The organism is Skermanella sp., assembly GCF_059503625.1.
Map to the genome: position 1 here is coordinate 1 of NZ_JCACHA010000502.1, position 2146 is coordinate 2146.

General features: G+C 58.4%; 4 protein-coding genes. All 4 read left to right on the forward strand.

The window, feature by feature from the left end:
• Window positions 1–164 precede the first annotated feature (164 nt).
• Window positions 165–344 carry a hypothetical protein gene (locus tag AC5JJ6_RS10850; protein ID WP_496042045.1) on the forward strand — a complete coding sequence of 60 codons (180 nt, stop codon included), beginning with the start codon at window positions 165–167 and terminating at the stop codon, window positions 342–344.
• Between the two features lie 73 nt (window positions 345–417).
• Window positions 418–1101, forward strand: a complete 684-nt coding sequence (locus AC5JJ6_RS10855; RefSeq protein WP_496042046.1) for a type 1 glutamine amidotransferase domain-containing protein — start codon at window positions 418–420, stop codon at window positions 1099–1101.
• Between the two features lie 399 nt (window positions 1102–1500).
• The gene (locus AC5JJ6_RS10860; RefSeq protein ID WP_496042047.1) at window positions 1501–1908 is read left to right on the forward strand and encodes a cupin domain-containing protein; all 408 of its coding nucleotides are present in this window, start codon (window positions 1501–1503) and stop codon (window positions 1906–1908) included.
• Between the two features lie 58 nt (window positions 1909–1966).
• A partial coding sequence (locus tag AC5JJ6_RS10865; protein WP_496042048.1) for a hypothetical protein occupies window positions 1967–2146 on the forward strand: 180 nt, incomplete at its 3' end.

A 2146-nucleotide genomic window follows, 5' to 3' on the forward strand; every position in this document is an offset into this window, starting at 1 on the left:
AGCCACTCGACTCCACTTTCGTCGTGATCGAGGAGGTCGAGCTGGAGAACTGGGGCTGGGGCGGCTTGCCAGTCGCCGAGTTCCGCAAGCGGCGATCCCCTGCGTGAGCTCGGCGTCCGCGGAAATTCACGAGATTTTTCATCTGGTTCAAAGGAGAGAATGCGATGACCATGCTCATCAGGACGCTTGCCACCGCCGCGGCTGCCACCATGCTCGCCACGAGCGCCTTCGCCCAGAGCGCGAGGGAGATACGGGGCGGTTCACCATACAACGCCATCGAGAACGAGCCCGCTCCCAAGCTGTTCGTGGACCCGCGGTCACGACAGCAGGCCGTCGGCAGATGAACTCCGCACGCCTCACGGCCGCCCTGCTGGGCCTAGCGTGGGAGCTTGCCCTTACCTACAAGGGAGATTGAAAATGAAGATCCTTATGGTTCTGACTTCGCACGATCAGCTCGGAGATACAGGCAAGCCGACCGGCTTCTGGCTCGAAGAGTTTGCTGCTCCCTACTATGTGTTCAAGGATGCCGGCGCGGAGGTCACGTTGGCATCGCCGAAGGGTGGTCAGCCGCCGATCGATCCAAAGAGCGACGAGCCGGGTAACCAGACCGGGTCAATGGCGCGTTTCAAGAAGGACCCCGCAGCTCAGACGGCCCTGGCCCACACGGTCAAGCTCGCCGACGTCAACGCGGATGAGTACGATACGGTCTTTTATCCCGGTGGCCATGGTCCGATGTGGGACTTGGTCAATGACAAGAACTCAATCGCCCTGATCGAAGGTCTCTATAACGCCGGCAAGCCGGTCGCCGCCGTCTGTCACGCGCCCGCAGTCCTGCAGAAAGTTACTTATCAGGGACAGTCCATCGTCAAGGGAAAGCGCGTGACCGGCTTTACCAATACCGAGGAGGAAGCCGTGCATCTGACGGAGGTTGTGCCGTTCCTCGTCGAAAACGAGTTGAAGCATTTGGGCGGCAATTATGAAAAGGGAGACGATTGGGCCGATTTCACCGTGGTCGACGGACGGCTAATCACCGGCCAAAACCCATCCTCATCGGCCTCGGCTGCCCAGGAACTGCTCAAGCTTCTGCGGACCAAAAACTAGATCTCTGCCAAGCAGAAGGTAACTCGTTTTTCGCTCTACCATCAGCGAGTGGTGCGCCAGGTAGCGATTTTCCTCAGACCAGCGGGTACTTCAACCAACGCGGTGTCGACTGAGCGAAGGTGATGGATAACAGGCAATCAGCGGGCATTCACGGAGGGGCCAATGGTAGGGGTGGTGCGGCTGGCGAGGGTCATTCGGCTCACCAACTCGCCAGAAACCGAAACATCCACGGGTAGCTGCTGCGGCAATCACAGCACCGATCAGTACCGAATAGGAGAAAATTTGGAACCTGAAGGACATGAACGAAAGCCTGCGGGTGGAGCGCGGCTCTGCGCCGCTTCAGACTACTTCGACCCGCTCATTAAGCGAAAATGTTTCACTTGACAGAATGAGGTCTCCATGAAAACGACTCGCGTGATGGCCATAGTGGTAACGGTGCTGTTTGCCGGAAACTGTCTGGCGCTGCACATGGCGCAGGCGCAGCAGACGGGCGTCAAGCGCACTGATCTGCAGCGCCACGATCTTGGTATTCCGGAGCGTGAGGTTGTCCAAGTGCGCGTGGATATCGCCCCCGGTGTTCTAGCCCCTAATCACAGCCATCCGGGCGAAGAGATCGTCTATGTCATCGAAGGCTTGCTGGAGTATCAGCTCGAGGGCAAGCCGCCGGTGACGCTCAAGGCGGGCGAGGTCCTGTTCATCCCGGCCGGAACGATCCATTCGGCGAGGAACGTCGGCACCGACAACGCGGCGGAGCTCGCCACGTATATCGTCGAAAAAGGCAAGCCGCTTGCCACGCTGGCCAAGTGAGCGGCGTTCGCCTTCTTCAGAAAAATACCGAAATGAATCTCTATTCTAGAGGTGCACAATGAAGCATCAGTACATCGCGTCAATGGTGATCGCCTCGGCATCGATCTTTGTCGTCGGCATCTCGCTCGCAGCACAGGACAAGTACACTGTGCAAGTTCCGAATGGGCTCGCATTCTCTGAATTCCGAGGATATGAGGACTGGCAGGCTGTCGCCGTCAGTCAGACCTTAGACGCGGAT